This window comes from Zobellia sp. OII3 (genome assembly GCF_002211465.1).
In the GTDB taxonomy this organism is placed as follows: domain Bacteria; phylum Bacteroidota; class Bacteroidia; order Flavobacteriales; family Flavobacteriaceae; genus Zobellia; species Zobellia galactanivorans.
On sequence record NZ_MWRZ01000004.1, the window covers coordinates 110,848 to 132,228 of the forward strand.

Consider the following 21,381-nt stretch of genomic DNA (forward strand, 5'->3'; position numbering starts at 1 on the left):
TAATTTTATAAGACCGCAATAAAAAGAAAATGAAATAGTTATATCTTTTGACGAAGCATCAAAGTAAGAAAAAACATACGCTTTTAAAATAATTCTTACTCCTCCCATTTTTACACCCAAAGTATGCCTTAAAACTACTTCTTATGAAATTTTTTTTACAAAAGTTAACGTATCTGATCGTATTATTGGGTACAATAGGGCAATCACAGTCCACTCCGTTCGATTGTGACTTCAATGCGTATTTATTTCAATATAATGATATTTATGCATTAGACCTAGCGTCTGGCAGTTCATATTTGGTATCGGAAAACATTACGCCAGGTAATGTTAATGCGGTAGCTTATAATAGTACCGATGGTTATATCTGGGGGTATTTATCAACCCCTTCACAATCTATTGTTCGTATAGGTAAGGATTTTAAGGTTGAGCAATATACCATTCCGGAATTGCCTACGGGTAATAAATATGTAGGCGATATTTCAACGGACGGTATCTATTACTTTAAAGCGGGTGGCACTTCTTACTATAAAATCGATTTAAACCCTGAATCTGAAACCTACCTCGAATATTTAGGGCAGTTCTCTCTAAGTCGAGGCCTTTCAATAGCCGACTGGGCCTTTAATGCCCAAGATAATAAGCTGTATACGGTAGAGCGGGGAACGAATGTGCTGTATCGAATTTCCGCAGAAACGGGAGTAGTGGAACCTTTGGGGGAAGTCCCGGTTTTAGAGGGGCTGAATTATTCCTTTGGAGCCGTTTATTTTGATGTAGATGGCAATTTTTATATTTCGGCCAACCAAACCGGGGCTGTTTATAAAATCGAAAAGGTGCAAGACATTGTTTCGGGTACCATCAAATCCAATATTTTCGCCTTTGGTCCTGCGGCCTCAAGTAATGATGGGGCAAGGTGTCCTACGGCCCCTGTACCACAGGAAGATTGTATCAACGGGGTGGATGATGATGGGGACGGACTTGTGGATTGTGATGACCCTTCGTGTTCGGGAGTAGCTTCTTGTCCGACCATAAACCTTACTTCTGGTGCCAATGATGGGGGCTTGGAAAGCAATGACCGGTTATCTTCCCTTATCGGAGAGCGGAATTACAACCGGGCCAAAACCAATTATAAGTTTGATAAGCTTAGCGCCAAAAGGGTGATGAAAGGTTCAACCTATGCCAAGACGGGAAAATTTGCGGCAGACGCTATTCCTTTGGAGCAATTGGTTCCCTTAGATGTGGTCGGTGAAACCAGTACCATAGAGTCTTCCCCGGCCGATCTTTTAGACCTTACGAATGCTTCCGATATCTACTCGGTAGATTATTTAAGGAAGGACGATAATATAGGCGCATTGATGGTTATCAAGACCGATAACAAGGTGTATGAACATAGTAAGTTTATTTGTGACAGATTCCTTGGGGCCCAACTGTTATCGGTATCCACCATACAGCTAAGGGAGAAAGACTTTATCAAGTCGATCATCAAACAGCCCGATGGAAATACCGAATTCGCATTGACCTTTTCGGTGCGATTGGATGCCAACGACGAATTTGTGGTGGAATCACATTGGAATATTGATACCTACGCCGACAACACGGCCTATTATAATTTTCAGATATGGTCCAATACGGTAGATGATCTTTTACTGCTTGCAGATGAGATTTTGAACCTTTTGGAAGTACATAGTCCAATATCTGAATTTAAGGGCTCTACACCCCCACCGGTTTTCGTGAAATCGGCAAAATATGCCAAAGGAGAGGTGGTACTTAATTTGGTGAACAACAATAAAACGGAGAAAATACAATTGGAAGGTGGTCTTAAAAGGACGGAAACCAGTGATTCTGAGAATATAACCTTAAGTGCGCCAATAGAAGGCTACTTAGATTCAGTAGCTTTAAGTACGGGGAATATTTTTGATTTCGGCTTTAGGGTGAGTATCGCCAATGGTACTCCCGATGACCTATTTGTGGCCGATGCCCCATGGGGGTTAGACGCTTCATCGGAAGGTACTACGGTAGATAACTATGAAGTAAAACCTGTACAGGCACCTTATATCGAAGATGGTTATCCGGTAGAACGAAATGTTGAGTTGAGTGGAAAAACATCAAGCTATATTGGGGTATATCGTGCACTGAGTCCACGGTTTACACCGGTCAATTTATCGGATTACGGCAAGTTGACATTTGACGCTAGTGGAACGGGTGTATTGGAAGTAAAATTGCTAAAAGGTGATGGGGCATCCTATTCGGCCCAAGTGAATTTAACGGGAGAGACCAAAACTTACAATGTGTTGTATTCCGATTTTAAAAGCGCAACGAATGCGACAACCGATTTCTCGAGTCTGAAAGTCATCAATTTTAATTTATTGTCCGAAGATGGAAGTCAGGAAAGCAAGCAAATGAGCCTATCGAATATTTCCTTTAATAACAATGAGGAAGAAAGAATTTTTATTTCCGAAGACACTTCGGAATCTCTTGTGTTTCCCAACCCCATGCAATCAGAATCCCATCTCTATTTTTACGAGGAAGGTGCGGGAAGCTATACCTTGGAACTCTTCAATATGGCCGGTAAAAAAATCTCATCGCATGATATGGGCGGTGATACCAAGGCGGGCCAGAATAGTATTGTCTTGAAAAGGAACAATTTGACTTCGGGACTCTATTTCTATAAGATCACGAGCAGCAATGATAAAATATGGAGCAATAAATTGATGGTGAAATAAGGTCTTTTAGACTTTTGTACGGCGTTAAGGATGTAGTTTCACGCCCTAATGTATTACAAAAAGACAGCGTGCACTTTTAAATGCACGCTGCTGTAAGATTTGAATAAGGGTGTTTTACAGGGCTATTTGTTCTCCAAAATCCATTTTCGTGCATTTACAAAAGCCTCTAACCATGGCGATACTACATCGGTAGTGCCTTCTGGGTAATACGCCCAGTTCCAAGGGAAGATAGAGCGTTCGATATGGGGCATGGTCACCAGATGGCGGCCAGTGGTATCACAAAGCATAGCCGTGTTGAAATCACTTCCGTTCGGATTGGCGGGATAGCCTTCGTAACCGTATTTGGCAACGATGTCATACTGATCTTCATTATGCGGAAGACTGAATTTACCTTCGCCATGTGAGATCCAAACGCCTAGGGTGCTTCCGGCTAAACTTGAAAGCATCACCGAGTTGTTCTCTTGTATTTTTACCGAAGTAAAATTGCTTTCGTGCTTGTGTGAATCGTTATAGGTCATTCGGCCATGGGTCTCGTGTTCAGGATTGATCAAATCCAATTCCATGAACAACTGACATCCGTTACAGATACCTATGGATAAGGTATCGGGTCTTGCAAAGAAGTTTTTAAGGGCGGCATTGGCCTTTTCGTTGTACTTAAAAGCACCTGCCCAACCCTTGGCGCTTCCTAAAACGTCTGAGTTGGAAAATCCGCCAACGGCACCGATAAATTGAATGTCCTCAAGGGTTTCGCGGCCCGAGATCAGGTCGGTCATATGAACGTCTTTAACATCAAAACCGGCCAAATACATGGCATTGGCCATTTCGCGTTCAGAATTACTTCCCTTTTCACGAAGGATGGCTGCTTTTGGTCGTGGTGCAGTGTTTGCAGGAACCGTACTTAAATCAAGGTTTTCAGGGAATTTATACTGAAGCGGTTGATTTTTATAGTTGTCATATCGGTCTTTGGCTAAATTGCCGGCCGTTTGCTTGTTGTCTAACAAATAGGAAGTCTTAAACCAGGTATCCCTTAACGATGCTATGTTCAAGCCCATTTCCATTCCTCCATTCTTGATTTTCAGAACGGTATCGGAAACTACGCTTCCTATTTTCTTGAAATCGATGTTGAGGTCCGCTAATTTTTCCTCTACTGAAGCATTTTTCGCTTGAAAAACAATTCCGGAGTTTTCTGAGAAAAGTAGTTTGATCGTATCTTCCTCACCTAAGCTTGAAAGGTCGAGATCCGCGGCCAAATCGTTGTCGGCGAAGCACATTTCCAATAAGGTAGTGATCAATCCGCCCGAAGCTACATCGTGCCCTGCAACGATTTTCCCTTCTTTTATCAGGTCTTGAATAGCGTTGAAAACGGTCTTAAAATAAGAAGCGTCCTTAATACTTGGGGCTTCGTTACCGATGGTATTGCGAATCTGGGCAAAGGACGAGCCTCCTAGTTTATACGAATCTTTAGATAGGTTGATGTAGTATACCGAACCACCATTTTTTTGGAATACGGGCTCTACTACTTGGGTAATGTCATTACAATTTCCGGCGGCGGAAATAACGACCGTACCAGGCGCGATGACATCCCCATCTTTATATTTTTGCTTCATTGAAAGCGAGTCCTTTCCTGTAGGTACGTTGATACCCAGGGCGATGGAGAATTCGGAAACCGCTTCAACGGCCTTGTACAATCGGGCGTCTTCGCCTTCGTTCTTACAGGGCCACATCCAGTTGGCGGATAGGGAAACGGATTTTAAATTGTCTTTTAACGGAGCCCAGACGATATTGGTCAAGGCTTCCGCAATACTGTTTAGGCTCCCTGCGGCCGGATCGATAAGTCCGGAAATAGGGGAGTGGCCGATACTGGTGGCAATTCCCTCTTTTCCTTTGAAGTCGAGGGCCATAACACCGCAATTGTTCAAAGGCAGTTGCAAGGGGCCGGCACATTGTTGCTTGGCAACACGTCCGCCAACACAACGGTCAACTTTGTTCGTTAGCCAGTCTTTACAGGCAACGGCTTCCAGTTGTAATAGTTGTTCCAAATAATCGTGGAAGAACTCTAAAGAGTACTCGGGATTGGTATAGTTTCTTTGAACGGTAGTGTCGGTCAATACGGTCTTTGGGGAACTTCCGAACATATCCTCTAAATTCATATCCATAGGTTTTTCACCTGTGGTAGCCGATTCGAAAGTAAATTTATGGTCGCCGGTTACATCGCCAACCTCGTACATTGGTGAGCGCTCGCGTTCGGCGATACGATGTAATAAATCGACATCCTTTTGACCGATGACCAAACCCATACGTTCTTGGGATTCGTTACCGATGATCTCCTTGGCCGATAGGGTAGGGTCTCCTACGGGAAGTTTGTCTAAATCGATTTTTCCGCCCGTATCTTCTATTAATTCGGAAAGGCAGTTGAGGTGTCCGCCCGCACCGTGGTCATGAATGGAAACAATCGGGTTAACGTCGTTCTCTACCATTCCCCTGATGGCGTTTGAGGCCCTTTTTTGCATTTCGGGATTGGAGCGTTGTATGGCGTTCAACTCGATAGCGGAGCTAAATGCACCGGTATCGGCACTCGAAACGGCTGCACCGCCCATACCGATACGGTAGTTGTCGCCTCCTAAGATGACGATCTTGTCCCCCTCCCTCGGGGTATCTTTTAAAGCTTGTTCCGCTTTTCCGTAACCAATACCGCCGGCTTGCATGATGACTTTGTCGAAGCCTAGTTTTCTTGTATTCTTTTCGTTGCTGTCTTTCGATTCGTCATGTTCAAAAGTCAATACCGAACCCGTAATAAGGGGTTGGCCGAACTTATTTCCGAAATCGGAAGCACCGTTGGAGGCCTTGATAAGGATATCCATTGGGGTTTGGTAGAGCCATTCCCTTTCCGGAAACGCTTTTTCCCATGGGCGGTCTTTTTCCAAACGCGAATAGGCGGTCATGTAGACGGCCGTACCGGCCAAGGGCAATGAACCTTTACCACCGGCCAAGCGGTCTCGAATTTCACCTCCAGAACCTGTGGCGGCCCCGTTAAAGGGCTCTACGGTAGTCGGGAAGTTGTGCGTTTCCGCTTTTAGGGAAATTACCGAATCGAACTCCTTTTCTTGGTAAAAATCGGGTTTATCGGCACTTTTAGGGGCAAATTGGGTCACTTTGGGCCCTTTTACAAAAGCCACGTTGTCTTTATAGGCCGAAACGATATCGTTCGGATGCTCTTGTGATGTTTTTTTGATCAGCTTAAAGAGCGAAACGGGTTTTTCCTCACCGTCGATAACGAAGCTTCCGTTAAATATTTTGTGTCTACAGTGTTCTGAATTTACCTGACTGAAGCCGAAAACCTCGGAATCGGTCAATTTTCTACCGATTTTTTTCGATAGGGTCTCGAGGTAGACCACTTCTTCATCACTAAGGGCCAAGCCTTCCTTTTGGTTGTACTCGGCAATATTATCTATCTCTAGAATCGCTTCGGGAACCACATCGATTTGAAAGATACTTTGTGAGAGTCCTTTATATTTTTCCGAAAGCATTGGGTCGAAATCGGTAAAATCTTCGCTTACCGCTTTGAACTCTTCTATCCTTATAATGCCCTCGATACCCATGTTTTGGGTGATTTCGGTAGCATTGGTGCTCCAGGGCGTAATCATGGCCGCCCTAGGGCCAACAAAAAAGGCGTCGATAGACGCCGTGTTTATTTTAGGTAGGTTGCCGAACAACCATGTCAATTTATTTGTGTTTTCCTGCGAAAGTTCGTTTACCGTTTGAACGGCAAAGACTTTAGTGGCTGCATCCCCGAAGAAGTGAATCATTGAGCTTGTGAATTGATAGGTTTTGAGAAAAGGCAAATTTACAGCTTTTCGCGCAATGATCACACAAGAAAAGTTAACAGTATTTCCGGGAATTGTTGATTACTTCTTTTCTAGCAATGCCATATAGAAACCGTCAAACCCACTTTTGGAGGCATATATCTTTTTCTCCTTGACCAAACTGAAGTCTTTTCCTTCCTCTGAAGCTAGAAAAGATTGTACCTGGTCGTTGTTTTCTTGAGGAAGGATAGAGCAGGTGGCATACACCATTTTTCCGCCCGGTTTAACGATTTTGCTATAGTTGCGAATGATCTCGTGCTGCGTTTTCGTAATCTTCTCAAGAAACTCGGGCTGCATTTTCCATTTGCTATCCGGATTTCTGCGAAGCACGCCAAGACCCGTACATGGGGCATCTATCAAAACGCGATCGGCACTGCCGTATAATTTTTTATAGACCTTGGTAGAATCGATTTCGCGGGTTTCGATGTTATGGGCATTGTTTCTTCTGGCACGTCGTTTCAGTTCCTTAAGCTTACTGCCATAGATATCCATAGCGATAAGTTGTCCCTTGTTTTCCATAAGGGCCGCCAAGTGAAGTGATTTTCCACCGGCACCGGCGCAGGTATCGACCACACGTTGTCCTGGCTTTACATCTAAATATGCGGCCACCAACTGTGAAGAGGCATCTTGTACCTCAAAATATCCTTTTTTGAAAGACTCGGTAACGAAAACATTGGCGCGTTCGGGTAATCGGAGGGCATCGGCGTATCCTTTGATAGGTTCGGCAACGATACCTTCATCCAATAAGGCCTTGCGAAGGGTTTCCTTTTTGGTCTTTAAGGTATTGGTCCTTAAAATTACTTCGGCCTGTTGGTTGAGTGCTGCACTTTCTTCGTTCCATAGCTTTTCCCCTAAAGCCTTAAGACAGATCTCATCGATCCAGTCGGGTAGTGACTCGCGGTATTTCCTTATTTTCGAAAGTTCGTCAAAACGCCCTTTGATACGACGTTCCGGTGTAGGTTCAAGTTGCTTCCAATCTGGAAGTTTTATTCCTTTTAAAACGGCCCATACGGCCCACATTCTAAAAAGGTCGGGTCTACTGAAGGGAGCCTTTACCTCGGCAATTTCGGTATACAAACGTTTGTAGCGGACCATTTCATAAGTGGTCTCGGCAATAAAGCCGCGATCTCGGGCACCCCAACGTTTATCGAACTTTAGTACTTTCTGTACCACCTTATCGGCATACTCTCCTTCGTTAAAAATCAAGTTCAAGGCATCGATTACTGCGAAAACCAAGTTTCTATGTAGCTTCATTACAAAAAATTAAGGCTGCAAAGGTATTGTTTTGCCATTGGATTACCTGTATTTTTGAGAAACTTTGTACGTATGCGCACTCTATTTCCTTTTTTACTTGTTGTTCTCTTGGTTTCGTGTTCCGAAAAACGGAAGGCCCCATCATTTACATCGGTGGCCGTTCAAACGGTATATGAAGATTCCGTAAGTATCCGAGCCATAGAGCTTATGGGCAATAGCTTGGGCTATGCGGGGAATAACGGCGTCTTTGGTAGTATAGATTTGGCTACGGGCAAGGTGATGGAAAGCGTTCAGGAATATCGAGATAGCCTACCCGAGTTTCGCTCTATTGCGCATACTTCCTCCGATTTTTTTATGCTTTCGATAGCGAATCCGGCCTTGCTGTACAAAACGGGCGATAAGGGGCGTATGCAATTGGTATACAAAGAAGAGGACGAAAACGTGTTTTACGACGCCATGAGTTTTTGGAACGATAAGGAGGGAATTGCCATAGGGGATAGTATGAACGGATGTCTGAGCATTCTGATCACAAGGGACGGGGGGAATACATGGGAAAAAATACCCTGTTCGGAATTACCGGAAGGAGTGGAAGGTGAAGGGGCCTTTGCGGCCAGCAATACGAATATTAAGGTTTTGGGGGATAAGGCGTGGGTAGCCACCACCAAAAGCCGCATTTATTTTTCGGCTGATAAGGGCAAGACATGGCAAATACAAAAGACCCCGATTAGTAGCGAAGCCCCAACCCAAGGTATTTTTTCCGTTGATTTTTACAATGAAAAGCTAGGGATGGCCATTGGGGGCGATTTCACCCGGCCGGAAATCAACAAAGCGAACAAGGCCATTACCGAAGACGGTGGTAAAACCTGGCAGTTGATTGCCGACGGTCAAAATCCACAATATAAAAGTTGTGTACAATTTGTGCCCGGCTCAGAAGGCTATGGCCTTGTGGCTATCGGTTTTACCGGAATATCCTACTCGAACGATAGGGGGCTAACTTGGAAGTCGTTATCGGACGAACCCTTTTATACCCTCCGTTTTTTCGATTCCAACACGGCCTACGCTGCAGGTAAGCACAGAATCGCCAAACTCGTTTTTAAATAGGTTTTAGGAAATTTAGGGCCTGTTTTTGTTGCTTTCACCACGCTTTTGGTGGTACTTTCTGATCAGCTGTCTTTTAAACTCTTCTTCGGAACGCAAGAGTAAAAGGGTTTTTTTGGCCGTAATGACCCCTGCCGCTTTTTTGATGAAGTCCTTTCTAATGTCTTCCTCTTTTTGTTCGAATTCAAGAAACAGTTCAACAACAGCACTCGCCTCTTTCTCCGAAAGTTTTTCCGGTTCTTTTACTTTTGGGTAGACCTGGGTGTGCTCTTTCTCCCTGAGTTTTCCACGATTGTTCTCGTACTCGTTATAAATGGGCCAAAAGGCTTGTGCTTCCTTGCTGCTCAAATTCAATCGTTCGGTCAGGAAGGCTATTTTTAACGATTTGATTTTGTCGTAATCATGTGGTTTCTGGGCGTAAAATTGCGCAGATACAAATAGGAGGAGTACGATTATTATGTATTTTAATCTATTCATCGTATACAAGATTTAATTCATCAATATAATCTGTGTTTTCATCAAGGTAGTCTATCACGTAATCTTCGCTGAAACTACTCTCGAACATATCGGTGATTTCAAGTTCGCTTATGGGTACGACCTCTGCTATTTCATAGCTGCTAAGGTCTAGTTCATTTTGGTCGAAATAGTATTCAATATCTGCTTGGGCCAGGTCGTCAAAACCTACCTCGTTTGTTTTGTTCAGGTTCAGTACCAATGCTACGACCAAAACTGCGGCCGCGGCCGCTATGGCGTAATAGTATTTTTTGTAGGATTTTAAGGGGATGACCTTACTCGATCCTTCTTCGTTTAATTTTTGTTGAAGCTTATCGCCCAAAGTATCAAAGTAGCCCTCAGGAAGCTTAAAGCCTTCCGTTTTGGGTATGGCCGAGCGCTTTTCGGAAAGCTTTTCAAAAAGTCTTTCATCGAACTTTTCAAAATAACCTTCTGGGGTCTTAAACGGATTTTTTTTATCGAATGGCTTCATATGCAATGCTTCTAAAGATATTCTTTTTGTTCTTTTAGGTAAGCTTCTATCTTCTTGGTGGCCAGGTGGTAAGAAGCTTTTAGTCCCCCGACCGATGTTTCAAGTATCTCTGAGATCTCTTCGTATTTCAGTTCTTGAAAGTATTTCATATTGAACACTAGTTTTTGTTTTTCGGGCAGTGTTGCAATGGCCCGTTGTAATTTCAATTGAATTTCTTCTCCTTCAAAATATACGTCCGCTTTCAGGTTTTCGACTAGGCGGTCTTGTAATTCGCTGTCACCGACACCCATCATTCTTGATTTATTCTTGAGAAAGGAGAGGGCTTCGTTGGTCGCTATCCTGTACATCCAAGAATATAACTTACTGTCGCCCTTAAAATTTGAAATGTTTTTGTAAACCTTGATAAAGGTATTCTGCAGAATATCATCGGTATCGTCGTGGTTCAACACAATTCTACGTATATGCCAGTACAACCTTTCTTTGTAGGTATCTACAAGCACCCCAAAGGCGCTGGCCTGGGTTTCTGCTCGCTGTAACTGATTTACTAAGGTTTCCTCTGCAATCAAATGTTTCGGGCTTAAAATGTATAGTTAAGACTATAAATTTAAGAAAAGGTTTAATGGCCTAGCCCAAAGATTGCATTTGCACCAGTTTTTTATAGGTGCCATTCTTTGCAAGAAGCTCGTCGTGTGAGCCTTGTTCTACGATTACGCCTTTTTGAAGTACGACGATGGTATTGGCATTTTGAATGGTCGATAACCTATGGGCAATCACTATGGATGTTCTGTTGCGCATCATTTTTTCGAGCGCATCTTGTACCAAGCGTTCGCTCTCGGTATCGAGGGCCGAGGTGGCCTCGTCGAGTATCATGATGGGCGGATTCTTCAGTACGGCCCTGGCAATGGATAGGCGTTGCTTTTGCCCGCCACTCAACTTGTTTCCGCTATCGCCTATATTGGTGTCGTAGCCATTGGGAAGCTCGACAATAAATTCGTGGGCGTTGGCGATTTTTGCCGCTTCAATGATCTCTTCTTGGGTAGCGTTTTCCTTCCCTAAGGCAATATTGTGGGCTACCGTATCATTGAATAAAATGGAATCTTGGGTAACGAGGCCCATAAGGCCACGTAATGATTTTTTAGAGATGTCCTTGATGTTGTGCCCATCGATTAAAATGGAACCTTCGTTCACATCGTAGAACCGGGTAATGAGATTGGCGATGGTACTTTTGCCACTTCCTGACTGCCCTACCAAGGCTACCGTGTCGCCTTTGGGAACGGAAAGGTTGAAGTTTTTGAGTACGTATTCATCTTCATATTTAAAGGAAATATCCTCAAGGGTTATACCGCTGTCAAAACTAGGTTTGTTTACGGCATCGATTTTGTCTACAATTGGGTTTTCGGTCTCTAATATCTCTAAGACCCTTTCAGCGGCGGCATTCCCTTTCTTTACGCCATAGGAAGCTTTACTGATGGCTTTTGCGGGCGTCAAGATGTTATAAGCCAGTCCCATATAGGCAATGAATGAAGAGGGGTCTAAGGTTTTGTCGACCAAGACCATCTTTCCACCGAACCATAGGAGTACGCCTATGACCAAAATACCCAAAAATTCACCGGTGGGCGAGGCTAGGTTTTGTCGGTTTAAAAGAGAGTTTGAAAAGCGAAAGAACCTGTTGGTCGATTTTTCGAAAACACGTGAAAAATAAGATTCCGAGTTAAAAGCCTTTATCACACGGAGTCCGCCCAAAGTTTCCTCAACAATGGAAAGGAATTCGCCTTGTTCTTTTTGTACGCGGTCCGATTTTTTCTTTAACGATTTACCGATCTTTGAGATGATGGTGCCCGCAATAGGTATGAATACAAAAACAAAAATGGTCAGCTTGGTGCTGATACCAAACATGATAATGATGGTAAACAATATGGTCAAGGGTTCTCGTACGATCAGTTCCAAGACCGAAAGAAAGGAATGTTGAATCTCAAGAACGTCTGAGGTGATACGGGCAATAACATCACCCTTTCTTTTTTCGGAATAAAAAGAGATGGGCAGCTCAACAATTTTTTTGTACATCTTGTTGCGAATGTCTTTCAGTACGCCGTTCCTTAGAAAGGTAATGAAGTACATGGCCAAATAATTGAAAAAATTCTTTAGAAGGAAAAGCACGAGTACCAGGCCAATGACCAATATCAGTCCTTTCATCTCGTCATCACCGGAATATTCATTAACCCTGAAATTGATGTAGGCCTGAAGATAATCCTTTAAACTGCCCATACCTGTGTACACAGGTTCTTGCAAAACCCTGTTTTCAGGCTTGAACAAGACATCGAGCATTGGAATCAGTGCCGCAAACGAAAGGGCACTGAACAATGCGTAGAGGATGTTAAAAAAAATATTTAGATATCCGTATTTGCTATAAGGCTTTGCAAAACGAAGGATTTTTTTGAAATATTCCATTAACCGAGATTAAGCTCTGTAAGAATGTTTTGGATTTTATCATCCAATTCTTTTGAGACTTTTTTGAAATCTTCCGCTTTTTCCAATTTCGTATTCGTGCTGATATAAAACTTTACCTTAGGTTCAGTTCCACTTGGTCTTGCGGCAATACGTGTGCCATCTTCGGTTTCGTAGATCAGTACGTTCGATTTTGGAATGTCGATTGTCTTTTCTTCACCTGTAAGTACGTTCTTGGCGATGGAAGTGTTGTAATCTTCGATCCATTTTACCTTTGAACCGGCCACGGAAGAAACAGGGTTTTCCTTGAAATCCTTCAGCATTTGTTTGATTTCCTCGGCACCGCTCATCCCTTTTTTGGTAATGGAGATCAGCTTCTCTTTGTAGAAACCGTAATCAACATAACAGTCGATCAATTTTTTGTAAAAAGAGCTTCCATCCGCTTTGGCTTGAGCAGCAATCTCACATGCCAATAGGGTAGAGGTAACGGCATCTTTGTCACGTACAAAATCGCCTACCATATAACCAAAGCTTTCTTCACCGCCACCGATAAAATTCGACTCGGGGAAATCTTTTATCATTTTTCCGATCCATTTAAAACCGGTCAGGGCAGTCTTGAACTCTACGCCATATGCTTTGGCCATGGCTTCCATCATAGGGGTGGAAACAATGGTGGTGGCTATAAATTCATTGCCCTTAAAGCCTTTTCGTCTTTGTTGTTCCAAGAGGAACTTGGTCATCAAGATCATGGCTTGGTTGCCGTTGACGATTTCCATTTTTCCGTCAAGGTTTCGAACCGCTATACCTAAACGGTCGCTATCGGGGTCCGTACCTACTACCATGTCCGCACCGATTTCTTCCGCTTTGGCAACGGCCATAGACAGTGCTTCCGGCTCTTCAGGGTTCGGTGATTTTACGGTAGGGAAGTTTCCGTCGGGCTTGGCCTGTTCCTCTATTATGGTCACGTTCTTATAACCGGCCCTTTTTAAGACTTCGGGAATAGCGGTGATAGATGTACCGTGAAGCGAAGTAAAAACAATTTTAAAATCGTCTTTACCGGCAGCGTTAAAATTTCCGTTGGCAACGGATTCCTTAATGAAAGCCTCGTCTACGTCTTTATCTATAAGCTCAATGAGCGCATTGTTTGCCTCAAAATTGATGTCCTCAAAAGAAAGGGAATTGATTTCGGCAATTATCTCGCCGTCCTGTGGCGGCACAATTTGCCCCCCATCGGTCCAATATACCTTGTAACCGTTGTATTCGGGCGGGTTGTGCGATGCGGTCAAAACGATACCTGCATGGCAGCCTAAATGCCTAACGGCAAACGAAAGTTCGGGGGTTGTGCGAAGTTCCGAAAAAAGGAAGACCTTGATACCGTTTGCCGAAAGTACTTCTGCCACGGTTCTTGCCAAGGTGTCGCTATTGTGACGGCAATCGAAGGCAATAACCACTTTGATATCTTCGTCGGTATAGGTCTTTTTTAAGTAGTTGCTTAGGCCCTGGGTGCTTTTCCCCAAGGTGTATTTGTTTATTCTGTTGGTGCCGACTCCCATAACTCCGCGCATACCACCGGTTCCGAATTCCATATGCTTGTAAAAACGGTCTTTCAGTTCATCGGTATCGTTGTCGATTAGGTTTTGGACCTCTTTTTTTACTTCTGGGTCAAAAAAATCGGTCAACCAAGATTTGGCGGTATTTAGAATGGCGTCCATAGTAGTGTCTATATTAAGTATGTTAATTAGCGCATAAAATTACGAAGAATATTCATTTGCTTTTTGCTCTGGGTATATTTCTTCGGAAATGGTATAACGCGTCTCGTTTTTTCGTGATCTTATTAAAATTTCGCCTAAAAATCCAGCCAAAAATAACTGGGTGCCAATTATCATTGCGGTAAGTGCAATAAAAAATTGGGGGCGATCGGTAATGAGCCGACCGTACGGGTTGATAAAAAGTTTATCGATACCGAGGTAAATGGCGAAGCCGAAACCTATAATGAACATAAGAACGCCCAAGGCCCCGAACAAATGCATGGGCTGGCGTCCGAATTTAGAGACGAACCATATGGTCAAGAGGTCTAAAAAACCGTTTATAAAGCGTTCCATGCCAAATTTGGTCTTGCCGTATTTTCGGGCCTGATGCTTAACTATTTTTTCGCCTATGTTGCCATAGCCTGCATTTTTTGCCAAAACCGGAATATAGCGGTGCATTTCGCCCGAAACCTCAATGCTTTTGATGACTTTTTGGTCAAAAGCCTTTAAACCGCAATTGAAATCGTGCAACTTTACGCCCGAGGTTTGTCTAGCTGCCCAGTTGAACAGTTTGGAAGGCATATTCTTGAAGAGTACCGAATCATATCGTTTCTTCTTCCAGCCCGATACCAAATCGAACTTGTCTTCTTTTATCAATCGGTACAGTTCGGGAATTTCTTCAGGATTGTCTTGCAGGTCGGCATCCATAGTTATGACCACATTGCCTTTGGCCGCTTTAAAACCGGCGTGAAGCGCCTGTGATTTTCCGAAATTCGTATTGAACCGTATGCCCTTTACGTTAGGGTTCGAATGGGAGAGCTCCGTAATGGTCTTCCAAGAGCCATCGGTACTGCCATCGTCGATAAAAAGAATCTCATAGGTGAATTGATTGGAGCGCATGACTTTTACGATCCAATCATGGAGTTCTTTTAAAGATTCTTCTTCGTTAAGTAAGGGTATTATTATGGATAGATCCATTCACAGTTTCTATAAATCAGACCAAAAATACAATTTTGATCTAGAAGTCATTCAAACTTTTCAGGTATAAGCCTTCTTTATCGTCCCTTAATGGGGCCACATATAGAATATTTAAAAAGATAAATGAATTAACTAATTGGTCTTTAGTGAATTGTATGATTTTTTAGGGGGGTGGACACATAATTTTTAAAAAGGGTATCTAATACGTGGGTTTGTCTTTCTTTAAAATAAGACCCACCACAAGGCCTACGACCAAACCAATGAGAATGTTCATGATCAGAATGATAGGGTAGTTCATCCAAGCGAACTGTTTTTGCATCTCGATACCTTGGTTAAGCTGTTCCTCGGTCAGCTTCGGGTTGTTTTCCAAAGCCTGTTGTTTTCCGATCTCGTACATATGGTCCATAAAATCGGGCTCTACAAAATTTGAAAAAACATAAAAATAGAGTAGTCCCATAATTGCGGCTATAAGGGCAACGCCGGCCCCTACCTTTAAAGCTTCCGAGATGGTTAAAAAGCCTGAATTGGCTTTCCTGAACTGATAGACGCCCAATACGATACCTGCTATCAAAATCAATGTTTGGGTACCTTGAACGGCGATGCCACGCTCATAGTGCATATCCATAGTGTAAAGCATAATAGCGAAGGCTATACCAATAACACCTACTATTAGACCATGATTAAGGGCAAACTTTCCTGTTTTTGCTTGGATTTCTTCCATTTTAGTGTATTTAGGTTGTTGTACGGTTATATATGTGATTTAAACCATCTTTTTGTTACATTGTGGGTGATTAAAATCTTAATTTGGATTGAAATCTAGGTTTTTATGTATTTTTATCGTAAGCCGTAACCGTCTTAAAAACAATTGTTTATGTGTTTTGCTCGACAAAGATAGGATAGAAAAAGAAAATGTTCCTTCTATTCCGTAAACAAAATGGGGATTTTCTTCAACGGTTCCCCCGACCGTAAATCTTCAATGTGTTATTCTATAGCCCTAGATAGGGTAAAATGGTGCCGAATTTCGTGAAGGGCTCTTTTATGGGCGTCACTTCACCATAATCGTTCTGTCGGCCATGCTGCTCGAACCGTCTCTTTTGGATGAGGTCGGGACGGCAGGTAATACCTATGCGGACGGATGCTTTAACGAGGCGCCATAGGGCCGGCGATAGGCGTGCCAAGGTTTGGGATGTCGCCGAACCGACCTGATAAGGCCAAAGGGAGTTTGAAAAGAGGTAACGGTCTGTTTTTATATGGCATGGGTAGAAGAAAAATGAGTAAGAGTTCAAATAAGTACTAATGTTATAAATTCTAAAAAATGAAAACGAGATTGTTGTTCCCATTACTATTGATAATTCTAAATATGGGGTGTATCGAAGATGATGAAAAAGAAGACGAAGTGTCGAATTGTGCGGCGGCCATGATGAGATATCTTGAAGAAACGGAAGAGGCTTATTATGCGGAAATTGCGGAAGTAAGAAACCCCGATGGTACTTTTTATACATTGGAACAATGCCAGGAACAGAGGGAAATTGCCCAGGAGTACTTGGTTACCTACGAGGAAAAGGAAGAAGAGTTTAATGGTCCGTATTTTTCCCAATGTTCAGATAAGGAAAAATTTGATATCAACAATATTTTTGAGAGGCTGATATTGGAAATGGAAACGGATGTGGTTCTCACCTATGATTGTGACTAAAGCGGAGGTTTAAAGCCCTATCGGTTGTTTGTCTGGGGTGGAGGCATCTTCGGCCAAGGTTTATTGGTGTTTTGGGGTTCGGAAACGGAACGGTTGCAAAACGGTTGGGCATAAACCCGTACACGCCGCTCTTTTTGTTGTCGCAAAGGCCGGCACGCCTTTATTTGGAGGGCTTAATTTTTTTTCGGGTACTAATTGGTTCTTTTTTTAGTAATAAGATTGTAGATTAAGGAAAATTAATTAAATTTGCAGCCTTAAAATGAGTGCCTGTTGGAATGGGTGCGTAAAATTTTAATTAGAATGAAAAAAGGAATACACCCAGAAAATTATAGATTAGTCGCTTTTAAAGACATGTCAAATGACGAGGTTTTTTTGACTAAATCTACCGCAAACACCAAAGAAACATTAGAAGTTGACGGTGTTGAATACCCTTTGGTAAAATTGGAAATCTCTAGAACATCTCACCCTTTCTATACTGGTAAGGCTAAATTCTTGGATACTGCCGGACGTATTGATAAGTTCAAAAGTAAATACGAGAAGTTCAAGAAGAAACCTGCTGCAGCCAAAGAAGAAAAAGCTGATAAAGAAGAAAAGTAATTTCTTGTACACGATATTTTTAGAAGAGCCTCCACAATTGTCGGAGGCTTTTTTTGTTTATAGCATAGACCAATTACAATTGTGGTCTATCTGACGAGAGAAACAGAATGTCTATTTTTGCAGAAAAATAACCAGCAATGAACTATATACTTTTTGATGGTAGGGTAAGGGAAAACCTGCTGCCGTTTACTTTTACAAGGCCGGTTGCCGATATACGGATAGGAATATTGACCATACGTGAAAAATGGGAAAAGTATCTTGGCAATACCACTACCACGATTACCGAAGAGTATCTATCGGAAAAGTATCCGATGGTCGAGATGGAAGAGAACGTATTGATCAATGCCTCTTTTCTTCCCAATGAAAAGTTGGTCGGCCTGATTCAAGACCTAAAGGAGAACGAGGCTATTTTTAAAGGGGAGGAAGTCATAGCTTTTTTTACCAAGGAAACACAGGAAGAGGTAGATTTTGCGTCGTACCGGCATATCGATTTTGAAGATGATGTCATACAGGTGGTAAATACCTGGGATATCTTCTCGAAAAACGGGGAAGCCCTACAGGCCGATTTTGATTTGATTACCGCAGGAAGAAAAAGTGCACCTATACCGAAGAGCAATACCCTGATTCACCCAGAGCGTATCTTTATGGAGGAAGGGGCACAGGTAGAGCACAGTATTTTAAATGCCACGGACGGCCCCATTTATTTGGGTAAAGATTCACAGGTGTGGGAAGGTAATTTGATTCGGGGTGCTTTTGCACTGTGCAATAATGCCGTGGTGAAAATGGGGGCCAAGATTTATGGTGCAACAACAATAGGCCCGTACGGAAAGGTGTGCGGCGAAATCAGCAACTCGGTAATTTTTGGCTACTCAAGTAAGGGCCATGAGGGTTATTTGGGTAATGCGGTATTGGGGGAGTGGTGTAATATTGGAGCCGATTCGAACAACTCGAACCTTAAGAACAATTACGCTAAGGTCCGTTTATGGAATTACGCCTCTGAAAGTTTTGAACAGACCGGATTGCAATTTTGCGGCCTGATGATGGGGGATCATAGTAAAACGGCCATAAACACAATGTTCAATACCGGTACGGTAATCGGGGTGAACTGTAATATTTACGTACCAGGATTTCCTCGTAATTTCGTGCCAAGTTTCAGTTGGGGCGGGGCTTCGGGCTTTTCTACCTATAGTACGACCAAAGCTTTCGATGCGGCCAAAGTGATGATGGCGAGAAGAAATGTGGAGTTCGATGATAAGGAGGCCCGTATTTTGGAGCACGTCTTTGAGTTGACTAAAAAATGGCGTAACTATTAATTTGAATCTTCAAGATAAGTGTCTTTTAAAAGGGGAAGGAAGCGACCTCTTTAGCGAATGTTACAGGGTCGCTTCAAGTTTGTATATTTGTGACCTTAAAAAAAGCGTCAATTGAATACGAATGCAGAAAGGGAAAAGGGTATGAAAAAGAAAGTTGCTTTTTATACATTGGGCTGTAAACTCAATTTTTCCGAAACTTCAACCATTGCCAGAGGATTTCAGGATGAGGGTTTCGAACGTGTAGATTTTGCCGAATCGGCCGATATGTATGTGATTAATACGTGTTCGGTGACTGAAAACGCGGACAAAAGGTTCAAGACCATTGTAAAACAGGCCCAGAAAGTAAACCCTGATGCCTTTGTGGCGGCTATCGGCTGCTATGCGCAGTTGAAACCGGAAGAATTGGCCGCTGTAGATGGTGTGGACTTGGTGTTGGGGGCTACCGAAAAATTTAAGATTACCGACTATATCAACGACCTTACCAAAAACGATTTTGGCGAAGTGCACTCCTGTGAGATCCACGAAGCCGATTTTTATGTGGGTAGCTATGCTATCGGAGACCGTACACGTGCTTTTTTAAAGGTACAGGACGGATGTGACTATAAGTGTACCTATTGCACGATTCCCTTGGCTAGGGGCATCTCTAGAAGCGATACCTTGCAGAACGTCTTGGACAATGCGGCTGAAATATCGGCAAAAGGTATTAAGGAAATTGTACTGACCGGCGTGAATATCGGAGACTACGGTAAAGGTGAGTTTGGGAACAAGAAGCATGAGCATACGTTTTTAGACTTGGTAAAGGCCTTGGATAGGGTAGAGGGCATACACCGTCTACGGATATCTTCTATTGAGCCGAACCTGCTAAAGAACGAAACTATAGACTTTGTATCGCAGAGCGACTCCTTCGTGCCTCATTTTCATATTCCCTTACAAAGTGGGAGCGATGCTATTTTAAAGCTGATGCGCCGCAGGTATATGAGCGACCTATATGTAGATAGGGTCAGAAAGATCAAGGAGGTTATGCCGCATGCGTGTATCGGTGTCGATGTTATTGTCGGGTTTCCGGGGGAAACCGACGAACACTTTCTTGAAACTTACCATTTTCTGAACGAGCTGGATATATCGTATTTGCACGTTTTTACCTATTCCGAACGCGATAATACGGCTGCGGCCGATATGGCCGGCGTTGTACCGAAACAGGTAAGGAACAAGCGTAGTAAGATGTTACGTGGACTTTCGGTTAAGAAACGAAGGGCTTTTTATGAAAGTCAGTTGGGGCGCACGCATCAGGTATTGTTCGAAGGAGAGAACAAAGAAGGATACATTCATGGTTTTACGGCCAACTACGTCAAGGTAAAATCGCCGTGGAACCCAGAATTGGTAAATACCCTTCACGAGGTAGTCTTGACCGATATAGATACCGATGGCCTGGTGCGTTTTGAGTTCGCTAAAAGTACAGCGGAAGTATAAGGGCAAAAAAAAATCCCGCTTCGTGCGGGATTCATCTTCAAAAAAACTCTGAAATTCGATTAGATTCTAATACCTACAGGTAACATCTCTTTATATTGTCTGTTTTTACGTAAGAAACCGGCAATTTGAGGACTTGTAGGAACCACTCTCTGATTTTGCTCTTGAATGTGGTGAAGAACGGATTTGATAAAATCTTCTTTGAAACCTTCTTTAGTGATTTCTTCAGGCACTACTAATTTTGTTAGAAATACTTTGCGTTCTTGCGAAGAATATTCGATCTTGGCTAAATGACCTTCAACCTTGGTTTCGAATTGGCGCAAGAAACTGTTGTCAATAATTTCTACTTCATTCATATAGTTTGATTTTAGATGACGGCAAGAGGTAAGAAAATTACGGTGTTCTCAAATCGCAATTTTGTATACTTTTGCTCAGATTTGTATAAACTATGGATTAACCCCAAAGTCGACAGCAAAAGTAGTGAAAAAAATGTTAATTTCCTAACAATTCCTATGCTTATTCAAAATGCGCAGTACTAAGGTTCATGTCTATTTTATGCCGGGAATGGCGGCTAACCCTTCCATTTTTAAGCATATCCGCTTACCTGAAGATATCTTTGAGCAACATCTGCTTGAATGGTTCGTACCCGAACGGGATATGTCACTTTCCGACTATGCCAAAAAAATGAACGAATATGTGCTTCATGATAATGCGGTTTTGGTCGGTGTATCTTTTGGGGGGATGCTCGCACAAGAAATGGCACGATTCAAATCCTTTAGGAAGGTTGTGTTGGTATCAAGTGTAAAAGAGGCCTCAGAGCTGCCGAAGCGCATGATATTCGCTAAGTATACAAAGGTGCATAAACTTTTGCCCACAGGACTTGTCAACAATATTGAGCTTCTGGCGAAGTACGCTTTCGGGGAGACGGTAACCAAGCGGTTGGCGCTCTATGAAGAATACCTTTCCATTCGTGACAAATATTATATCGACTGGTCTATTGATCAAATCGTCAATTGGAAACCGGTCGAGCCCATACCTAACCTCGTTCATATTCATGGTGATAAAGATGCTGTTTTTCCTATTGAAAAAATAAAGCATTGTATTACCGTAAAAAGTGGCACGCATACGATGATCATTCACAGGGCTCGGTGGTTTAATGAGCATCTGCCCACAATTATTTTGGAATAAACGAGTTGTAGTATTAGATTCATCTCTATCTGAAG

General features: G+C 42.8%; 18 protein-coding genes. 7 read left to right on the forward strand and 11 right to left on the reverse strand.

From position 1 onward, the window contains the following. The first annotated feature begins 143 nt into the window (after positions 1 to 143). Positions 144 to 2,717, forward strand: a complete 2,574-nt coding sequence (locus tag B4Q04_RS13035; protein ID WP_088697068.1) for a DUF6923 family protein — start codon at positions 144 to 146, stop codon at positions 2,715 to 2,717. Positions 2,718 to 2,839: 122 nt separating this feature from the next. On the opposite strand, the gene purL is transcribed toward B4Q04_RS13035, so the two are convergent. Beyond that, positions 2,840 to 6,523, reverse strand: a complete 3,684-nt coding sequence (gene purL / locus B4Q04_RS13040) for a phosphoribosylformylglycinamidine synthase (protein ID WP_013991478.1) — start codon at positions 6,521 to 6,523, stop codon at positions 2,840 to 2,842. A 99-nt stretch (positions 6,524 to 6,622) separates the two neighbouring features. Then, a complete protein-coding gene (locus B4Q04_RS13045; protein ID WP_013991477.1) occupies positions 6,623 to 7,834 on the reverse strand; it encodes an RsmB/NOP family class I SAM-dependent RNA methyltransferase in 1,212 nt (403 codons plus the stop codon). A 72-nt stretch (positions 7,835 to 7,906) separates the two neighbouring features. On the opposite strand from B4Q04_RS13045, the gene B4Q04_RS13050 reads away from it, so the two are divergent. Then, on the forward strand, positions 7,907 to 8,935 hold the full coding sequence (locus B4Q04_RS13050) for a WD40/YVTN/BNR-like repeat-containing protein (protein ID WP_088697069.1): 1,029 nt from the start codon (positions 7,907 to 7,909) through the stop codon (positions 8,933 to 8,935). Between the two features lie 12 nt (positions 8,936 to 8,947). On the opposite strand, the gene B4Q04_RS13055 is transcribed toward B4Q04_RS13050, so the two are convergent. The 8 genes from B4Q04_RS13055 to B4Q04_RS22470 form a co-directional block, all read right to left on the reverse strand. Further along, the gene (locus tag B4Q04_RS13055) at positions 8,948 to 9,409 is read right to left on the reverse strand and encodes a hypothetical protein (protein ID WP_013991475.1); all 462 of its coding nucleotides are present in this window, start codon (positions 9,407 to 9,409) and stop codon (positions 8,948 to 8,950) included. Next, complete coding sequence (locus B4Q04_RS13060) at positions 9,402 to 9,917, reverse strand: hypothetical protein (protein WP_088697070.1); 516 nt, start codon at positions 9,915 to 9,917, stop codon at positions 9,402 to 9,404. Before B4Q04_RS13060 ends, B4Q04_RS13055 begins: the two co-directional genes overlap by 8 nt. A gap of 11 nt (positions 9,918 to 9,928) precedes the next feature. Beyond that, on the reverse strand, positions 9,929 to 10,483 hold the full coding sequence (locus tag B4Q04_RS13065; RefSeq protein ID WP_013991473.1) for an RNA polymerase sigma factor: 555 nt from the start codon (positions 10,481 to 10,483) through the stop codon (positions 9,929 to 9,931). Between the two features lie 58 nt (positions 10,484 to 10,541). Then, positions 10,542 to 12,365, reverse strand: coding sequence for an ABC transporter ATP-binding protein (locus B4Q04_RS13070; protein ID WP_088697071.1), 1,824 nt, complete (start codon positions 12,363 to 12,365; stop codon positions 10,542 to 10,544). Then, positions 12,365 to 14,074, reverse strand: a complete 1,710-nt coding sequence (locus tag B4Q04_RS13075; protein ID WP_013991471.1) for a phospho-sugar mutase — start codon at positions 14,072 to 14,074, stop codon at positions 12,365 to 12,367. Before B4Q04_RS13075 ends, B4Q04_RS13070 begins: the two co-directional genes overlap by 1 nt. 39 nt (positions 14,075 to 14,113) lie before the next feature. Next, a complete protein-coding gene (locus B4Q04_RS13080; RefSeq protein ID WP_013991470.1) occupies positions 14,114 to 15,088 on the reverse strand; it encodes a glycosyltransferase family 2 protein in 975 nt (324 codons plus the stop codon). A gap of 199 nt (positions 15,089 to 15,287) precedes the next feature. After that, positions 15,288 to 15,809 carry a DUF4199 domain-containing protein gene (locus B4Q04_RS13085; RefSeq protein WP_013991469.1) on the reverse strand — a complete coding sequence of 174 codons (522 nt, stop codon included), beginning with the start codon at positions 15,807 to 15,809 and terminating at the stop codon, positions 15,288 to 15,290. A gap of 265 nt (positions 15,810 to 16,074) precedes the next feature. Beyond that, positions 16,075 to 16,374, reverse strand: coding sequence for a hypothetical protein (locus B4Q04_RS22470; RefSeq protein WP_123772373.1), 300 nt, complete (start codon positions 16,372 to 16,374; stop codon positions 16,075 to 16,077). Positions 16,375 to 16,403: 29 nt separating this feature from the next. Between B4Q04_RS22470 and B4Q04_RS13090 the strand changes: the two genes are divergently transcribed. From B4Q04_RS13090 to mtaB, 4 genes are all read left to right on the forward strand, one after another. Further along, the gene (locus tag B4Q04_RS13090) at positions 16,404 to 16,781 is read left to right on the forward strand and encodes a hypothetical protein (protein ID WP_013991468.1); all 378 of its coding nucleotides are present in this window, start codon (positions 16,404 to 16,406) and stop codon (positions 16,779 to 16,781) included. Positions 16,782 to 17,081: 300 nt separating this feature from the next. After that, positions 17,082 to 17,378, forward strand: a complete 297-nt coding sequence (locus tag B4Q04_RS13095) for a type B 50S ribosomal protein L31 (RefSeq protein WP_013991467.1) — start codon at positions 17,082 to 17,084, stop codon at positions 17,376 to 17,378. A 137-nt stretch (positions 17,379 to 17,515) separates the two neighbouring features. Beyond that, a complete protein-coding gene (locus B4Q04_RS13100; protein WP_013991466.1) occupies positions 17,516 to 18,691 on the forward strand; it encodes a GlmU family protein in 1,176 nt (391 codons plus the stop codon). A gap of 141 nt (positions 18,692 to 18,832) precedes the next feature. Continuing rightward, entirely contained in the window at positions 18,833 to 20,161 is a 1,329-nt protein-coding gene (gene mtaB, locus B4Q04_RS13105) for a tRNA (N(6)-L-threonylcarbamoyladenosine(37)-C(2))-methylthiotransferase MtaB (protein ID WP_046287665.1), read from the forward strand. 59 nt (positions 20,162 to 20,220) lie between these two features. Here mtaB and B4Q04_RS13110 read toward each other — a convergent pair whose 3' ends face one another. After that, positions 20,221 to 20,514 (reverse strand): GNAT family N-acetyltransferase, encoded by a 294-nt coding sequence (locus B4Q04_RS13110; protein ID WP_013991464.1) that lies wholly within the window; start codon positions 20,512 to 20,514, stop codon positions 20,221 to 20,223. Between the two features lie 169 nt (positions 20,515 to 20,683). Here B4Q04_RS13110 and B4Q04_RS13115 point away from each other — a divergent pair, with 169 nt between their 5' ends. Beyond that, positions 20,684 to 21,346, forward strand: a complete 663-nt coding sequence (locus B4Q04_RS13115; RefSeq protein ID WP_013991463.1) for an alpha/beta fold hydrolase — start codon at positions 20,684 to 20,686, stop codon at positions 21,344 to 21,346. Positions 21,347 to 21,381 lie beyond the last annotated feature (35 nt).